This is a genomic window from Acetobacter lambici, assembly GCF_011516885.1.
Lineage (GTDB): Bacteria > Pseudomonadota > Alphaproteobacteria > Acetobacterales > Acetobacteraceae > Acetobacter > Acetobacter lambici.
The window spans coordinates 43,921-50,024 of sequence record NZ_WOTD01000019.1 but is presented as its reverse complement, the minus strand read 5'-3'; the positions used below and the strand labels follow the sequence as shown (position 1 = coordinate 50,024).

Sequence of the window (6,104 nt, the reverse complement as noted above, 5' to 3'; positions counted from 1 at the left end):
TATCTCATATTCACTTGTCAAAGACCAAAGAGCCAAAGAACTTAGCAGAAACTCTCATCCCCGCCAAGACTGCTTCGTCTCGGTGAAGCAGCTTCTATACCCCCAAACACCCACCCGTCAACACTACCCAACAAAAAAAATGAAACAAAATCATAACCTAATCAAAAAATCCCTGAAAACCGCCATATTCCATCTCAACCATTCCTCACGCAAAATAAAAACGGGCCCATAAGGCCCGTTCTTGGTTTGAAATATCTTATACGCTCAAGCGGTTAGGCGTGTTTGGGCTGCGCAAGTGGGAAGGTTGTCTGCCATCCCCCACCCAGCGCGTTATACAGGCGCACCAGATCGTCCGAGATGTTTGCCGTGCTTTCGGCCAGACTGGTCTCGGACGAGAGCAGCCTGCGCTGCGCGTCCAACACCTGGAGATAATTCTGCAATCCATGTTTGTACTGACTTTGCGCCAGATCCATGGAACGCCTGTCTGCTGCGACCTGATCGGTCAGGCGCTGGTTTTTTTTCTGTTCCGCCTGATAAGCCGTTAGGGCGTTATCCACCTCGCGCCATGCATTGAGCACCGTTTTGCGGTAGCTCAGGGCTGCGGCCCTCTGGGACGCCTTTTTCATCTGCAACTGCCCAGTCAGGCGGCCACCCTGAAAAATGGGAATGGTAATAGACGGCCCCACGTTCCACATGCGTGAGCTCCACATGCCCATATCGCGGAACGAGAAGGACTGGAGCCCAAAGCCTGCATCAATTGTGACCTTGGGGTAAAAATCAGCCATGGCCTGCCCCACTTCGGCCGTTGTGGCATGCAGTTCGGCTTCTGCCTCGCGGATGTCGGGGCGACGGTGCGCCAGTTCGGACGGCAGACCAATGGGCACGGTGGGCGGCACCAGTGGAATACCAGCCGTTTGGACCAGTTCGGTATTCAACCCGCCCGGGGGTGCCCCCATAAGCAGATTGATCGCGTTGATCTGCATGGCAATACGCTGCTCAAACTGGGGGATAAGCGCGCTGGTGTGCTGGAGTTCGGACTGCGCGCTATCCACATCCAGTTCACTGACCAGACCAGTTTTGTAGCGCGACTGGCTGAGTTGCAGCAGCTTGGCCGCCACATTGCGGCTGGCAACGGTAATGCGCAACTGTTCTTGCAAGCTACGCAGCACCATGTAATCGGACGCAAGCTCGGACTGGCGGGCGATCAGAATGCCGCGCCGTTCCTCCATGGTGGCATCTGTGTAGGATTTGGCAGCCTCGTACTGCCTACGCACACGCCCCCACAGATCAACCTCCCAGCTCGCCTGCACGCCATCCTGCCAGTTGTTCAACAGGGGAATGGTAGCCTCGGAAGACTGGCTGGTTAGCATATTGCCCAACTGGCTGCCTGCGGAGTGCTCGCCAATGCGCTCCACAATCCGCTGCAACTGCTTACTACTGTGCTGCACACGGCTATACGACCCGGAGGCCGTAAGATCTGGAAAACGCTCGGCGCCGGCCAGCAGCAACTGCCCACGACTGACAGCAAGCTGCTCGGATGCCTGCAACACATCCAGATTCTGTGCGGCCAGACGCTGTTCGAGCGATGTCAGCTCCGGGTCATGGAACACGGACCACCATTGCGCGTCCGGCTCCTGCTCCGTAGGCACGCTCAGAGCACTGGTGCGTTCCTGCGTTGCAGCCTTCTGCCACTGTGAGGGAGACCACGTCTGGGGCTTTTTATAGTCTGGCCCTACGGCACATCCTGCCAGAATAAAACCGACTGCCAGTGCGCCCGCCCGCCGTGCATTCCTTCTTGCCACCCGCTTACCCTCGTCGAAATTATGCGCCTGCTTTAATATGCGTTATAACCGCTACGCTGACCGACCAGTTCGGTCAGGGCATACCCTATCGTCTTTCCCTACCGCGTCAATCACCAGTCTCCAAAGCTCGAAAATCCATGGCTCCATCCTCCCTCCTCCCAACACCCTCCTGCTCCCCCTGCGCGGGCGAGTCCGAGCCCAAACGACAGCAGATTCTAACTGGTGCCAGCGCGGTGTTTGCCGAGCATGGCTACGAGGGGGCAAGCATGTCCGCCATTGCGCGGCAGGCCGCTGTATCCAAGGGAACGCTGTATAATTACTTTACCAACAAGGCTGATCTGTTTGCCGCTTTTGTGGAGCAGTGCTGCCGGGAAAAACTGCCCGTGGCTCTGGCCCCCGTGCAGGAGGATTCGCCCCCGCGTGAGACACTGACCGCCGTGGCCCGCGCCATGGTGCGCCTGATTACCCAGCCAGACAGCCTGATGCTCTACCGGATTATTGTCTCCGAGGCACCGCGCTTTCCCCAACTTGGGGCCGTGTTCTGGGAGAATGGTCCCCGAGTCGCTATTGCCACGCTGGCCAACTGGATACGCGAGCAGGAAGCACAGGGCGCATTACAGACCGAAGACCCGGTTTTTGCCGCCGAACAGTTTTTTGCACTCTGCCAGACACGCATCGCCCATATCAGGCGCTTTAACCTGAGTCAGGAAAACAGCACCGAGGACGAGGAAAAAGTGATCCACGCCGCGGTCAAGGTGTTCATGGCCGCCTACGGGCGCGAATAACCCCATGAAAAAGGCCCGCATACCACCGGGTATACGGGCCTTTTGAGCATGGATCAGTGGAGAGGCGCTTACTTTTTAAGCTCTTCCACCAGTTGCGGCACAACCTCGAACAGGTCGCCCACAATGCCGTAATCCGCCACCTGAAAAATAGGGGCTTCGGGGTCTTTGTTGACCGCTACGATCACGCGGCTGTCCTTCATGCCTGCCAGATGCTGGATCGCGCCGGAAATACCGAACGCCATATACAGTTCTGGCGCTACGATCTTGCCAGTCTGGCCGACCTGCAACTCGTTAGGCACAAAGCCGGAATCGACGGCCGCACGGGACGCACCAACAGCGGCACCCAGCGCGTCGGCCAACGGGTCGAGCGCGTGGAATTTTTCCTCGCTGCCCATACCGCGACCACCGGAAACCACAACGCGGGCCGATTCCAGATCGGGGCGTGCGGAGTCGGATAGCTGAACAGCCTCAAAGCGCGACACGTCCGGGCTGTCCACCACCGCCACAGCTTCGATCGGGGCACTGCCACCTTCAGCCGGTGCTGCATCGAACGATGCGCTGCGCACGGTCAGAACCTTTTTGGCATCGGAAGACCTTACGGTCGCCAGCGCGTTGCCTGCATAGATCGGGCGTACAAAGGTCTGCGCGTCCACAATGCTCACCACATCGGGGATGGGCTGCACATCCAGCAGGGCAGCGGCACGCGGCAGCACGTTTTTGCCCGTGGCACCGGCTGCGGCCACAATATGGTCGTAGCTACCAGCAAGCGAGACAAGCAGGGCTGCCAGAGGTTCAGCCAGTTCGTGCGCATAACGCGCATCGGCTGCATGCAGGACCTTGGACACACCAGCAATCTGGCTTGCGGCCTGTGCCAGAGCGGCATCGCCCGTGACCAGCACATGCACATCGCCCAGACGGGCAGCGGCGGTTACAGCAGAAAGGGCTGCCTTTCTGATCTGGCCGCCTTCATGATCCAGAAGAACAAGAGCGGTCATGTTCAGATCACCTTTGCTTCGTTACGCAGTTTTTCCACGAGCTCCGCAGCGGAGCCAACCTTGATGCCAGCCTTGCGTTCGGCCGGTTCGGCAACGGACACAATGGTCAGGCGCGGGGCCATGTCCACGCCAAGATCGGCGGCAGGAATGGTTTCCAGCGGCTTTTTCTTGGCTTTCATGATATTGGGCAAAGAGGCATAGCGCGGTTCGTTCAGGCGCAGATCGGCCGTGATAATGGCAGGCAGAGCAAGGGAGACCTGCTCCGTGCCGCCATCAATTTCACGGCTGACATTCACGCGGCCATCGACCACATCAACCTTGCTGGCAAAGGTACCCTGCCCCCAACCCAGCAGACCGGCCAGCATCTGGCCCGTTGCGTTCATGTCGTCATCAATGGCCTGTTTGCCCAGCACAACCAGCGAGGGGCCTTCTTTTTCGACCAGCGTTTTCAGCACCTTGGCAACAGCCAGAGGTTCGGGGCTTTCATCGGTCAGCACCAGAATGGCCCGGTCAGCGCCCATGGCCATGGCGGTACGCAGGGTATCTTGGGCCTGCTGCACACCAATGGACACAACAACGACTTCCGAAGCAGCACCTTTTTCACGCAGGCGCACGGCTTCTTCCACCGCAATTTCGTCAAACGGATTCATGGACATCTTGACGCCAGCGGTTTCCACTCCGCTGCCATCCGCCTTGACGCGCGGTTTGATGTTGTAATCAACAACCCGCTTTACAGGTACGAGTATCTTCATGACTTCTTTCGCTTGCAGACGCAGGATGGTTCGGACGGTTCTTTATCGTACTTTGACCGAAATTCACATACCAGCCGGATAATTGGGCCCACCACCCCCTTCTGGCGTGGTCCAGTCTATGTTCTGGGTGGGATCCTTGATGTCACACGTTTTGCAATGCACGCAGTTCTGGGCATTGATTTGCAGGTGTGGCGCGGTTTGTTCATCTGCCACTTCGTACACACCTGCGGGGCAGTAACGCGCCTCTGGTGCGTGGAACACATCCCAGTTGACCGTTTTCCACAAGGACGGGTTTTTAAGCCGCAGGTGGACCGGCTGGTCTTCCTCATGATTGGTCGCGGACAAAAACACGGAGGACAGGCGGTCAAATGTCAGCTTGCCATCGGGCTTGGGGTAAAACGGCTTTGTGCACAGGTCCGCTGGGCGCAGAGTTTCGTTATCCTGATGTTTGAAGTGCAGCGTCCACGGTGCGCGTCCACGCAGCAGCATGGCGTCCAGCCCCGCGTACACAGCGCCACCCATGGCGCCAAAACGTGCAAAGGCCGGGCGGATGTTGCGCGCGGTGCGCAGTTCCTGCCACAGCCAGGACTGCCGGACTTTTTGCGTAAAGGACCCCGGCTCCACACGATCGGTCTTTATGGCCTCCACCACGGCTTCGGCCGCCAGCATGCCCGACTTCATGGACGTATGTGTGCCCTTGATCTTGGGCACGTTCAAAAAGCCTGCCGAATCCCCGATCAGCGCGCCACCGGGGAAGGTCAGGCGCGGCACGGACTGCAACCCGCCTTCGGACAGGGCACGCGCACCGTAGGAAATGCGCCGCCCCCCTTCCAGATGATGGCGGAAAGCGGGATGCAACTTGACGCGCTGCATTTCCTCAAACGGGGAGAGCCATGTGTTGGCGTAGTCCAGCCCAACCACAAAACCGTAAGAGACAAGATTTTCACCAAAATGGTACAGCCATGCGCCACCATAGGTCTTGTCGTCCAAAGGCCAGCCAAAGCTGTGCTGTACCAGACCGGGGCGATGGTTCTCGGCCGGGATTTCCCATACTTCCTTAATGCCAAGGCCGTAGGTCTGCGGGTCCACGCCCTTGCGCAGGTCGTAATGGGCCATGACCTGCTTGGTCAGGGAGCCACGGCACCCTTCGGCGAACAGGGTGTAGCGCCCGCGCAGTTCCATGCCCGGCTGGTAGTTGGGGCCGGGTTTGCCGTCACGGCCAACGCCCATGTCCCCCGTGGCCACACCCACCACACGGTTACGCTCGATCAGCACTTCGGAGCCAGCAAAACCGGGGTAGATTTCCACACCCAGCTCCTCGGCCTGCACGGCCAGCCAGCGGCAGACCTCGCCCAGACTGACAATATAGTTCCCGTGGTTGGCCATGTGCGGCATGACCTTGTCCAGCATAGGCACACGGATACTGCCTGTTTCGGTCAGGTAGAGCATGTCTTCCGCCGTAACTGGCGTGTTCAGCGGTGCGCCGCGTTCACGCCAGTCTGGCAACAGTTCGGCCAGAGCGCGCGGCTCGATAACCGCACCAGACAGAATGTGCGCCCCGATCTCGCTCCCTTTTTCAATCAGGCAGACACTGGTCTGGGGCGAAAGCTGGCGCAGACGAATGGCAGCAGCCAGTCCGGCGGGACCACCGCCAACAATGACAACATCGAACTCCATCGACTCACGCACAGGTTCACTCATTCCCGTTTTATCCCCGTTGAAATTTCTGTAGCTTTCCTAAACCCGATTTGTCACAGAATTGCAAAAAAC

General features: G+C 58.6%; 5 protein-coding genes. 1 reads left to right on the top strand and 4 read right to left on the bottom strand.

The genetic code is table 11. The features are described 5' to 3' along the window. Positions 1-272 precede the first annotated feature (272 nt). Complete coding sequence (locus tag GOB86_RS09785; RefSeq protein WP_253544123.1) at positions 273-1,802, bottom strand: efflux transporter outer membrane subunit; 1,530 nt, start codon at positions 1,800-1,802, stop codon at positions 273-275. Between the two features lie 137 nt (positions 1,803-1,939). Here GOB86_RS09785 and GOB86_RS09780 point away from each other — a divergent pair, with 137 nt between their 5' ends. Beyond that, entirely contained in the window at positions 1,940-2,587 is a 648-nt protein-coding gene (locus GOB86_RS09780) for a TetR/AcrR family transcriptional regulator (protein WP_165992145.1), read from the top strand. 68 nt (positions 2,588-2,655) lie between these two features. On the opposite strand, the gene GOB86_RS09775 is transcribed toward GOB86_RS09780, so the two are convergent. From GOB86_RS09775 to GOB86_RS09765, 3 genes are all read right to left on the bottom strand, one after another. Continuing rightward, positions 2,656-3,582 carry an FAD-binding protein gene (locus GOB86_RS09775; protein ID WP_165992144.1) on the bottom strand — a complete coding sequence of 309 codons (927 nt, stop codon included), beginning with the start codon at positions 3,580-3,582 and terminating at the stop codon, positions 2,656-2,658. A 2-nt stretch (positions 3,583-3,584) separates the two neighbouring features. Next, positions 3,585-4,334, bottom strand: a complete 750-nt coding sequence (locus GOB86_RS09770; protein ID WP_165992143.1) for an electron transfer flavoprotein subunit beta/FixA family protein — start codon at positions 4,332-4,334, stop codon at positions 3,585-3,587. A 63-nt stretch (positions 4,335-4,397) separates the two neighbouring features. Then, on the bottom strand, positions 4,398-6,035 hold the full coding sequence (locus GOB86_RS09765; RefSeq protein ID WP_165992142.1) for an electron transfer flavoprotein-ubiquinone oxidoreductase: 1,638 nt from the start codon (positions 6,033-6,035) through the stop codon (positions 4,398-4,400). Between the last annotated feature and the right edge of the window lie 69 nt (positions 6,036-6,104).

Bases quoted from the DNA above. Each gene is read 5' to 3' on its own strand.
- GOB86_RS09780 (WP_165992145.1), top strand. From the start codon at position 1,940: ATGGCTCCATCCTCCCTCCTCCCAACACCCTCCTGCTCCCCCTGCGCG.
- GOB86_RS09775 (WP_165992144.1), bottom strand. From the start codon at position 3,582: ATGACCGCTCTTGTTCTTCTGGATCATGAAGGCGGCCAGATCAGAAAG.
- GOB86_RS09770 (WP_165992143.1), bottom strand. From the start codon at position 4,334: ATGAAGATACTCGTACCTGTAAAGCGGGTTGTTGATTACAACATCAAA.
- GOB86_RS09765 (WP_165992142.1), bottom strand. From the start codon at position 6,035: ATGAGTGAACCTGTGCGTGAGTCGATGGAGTTCGATGTTGTCATTGTT.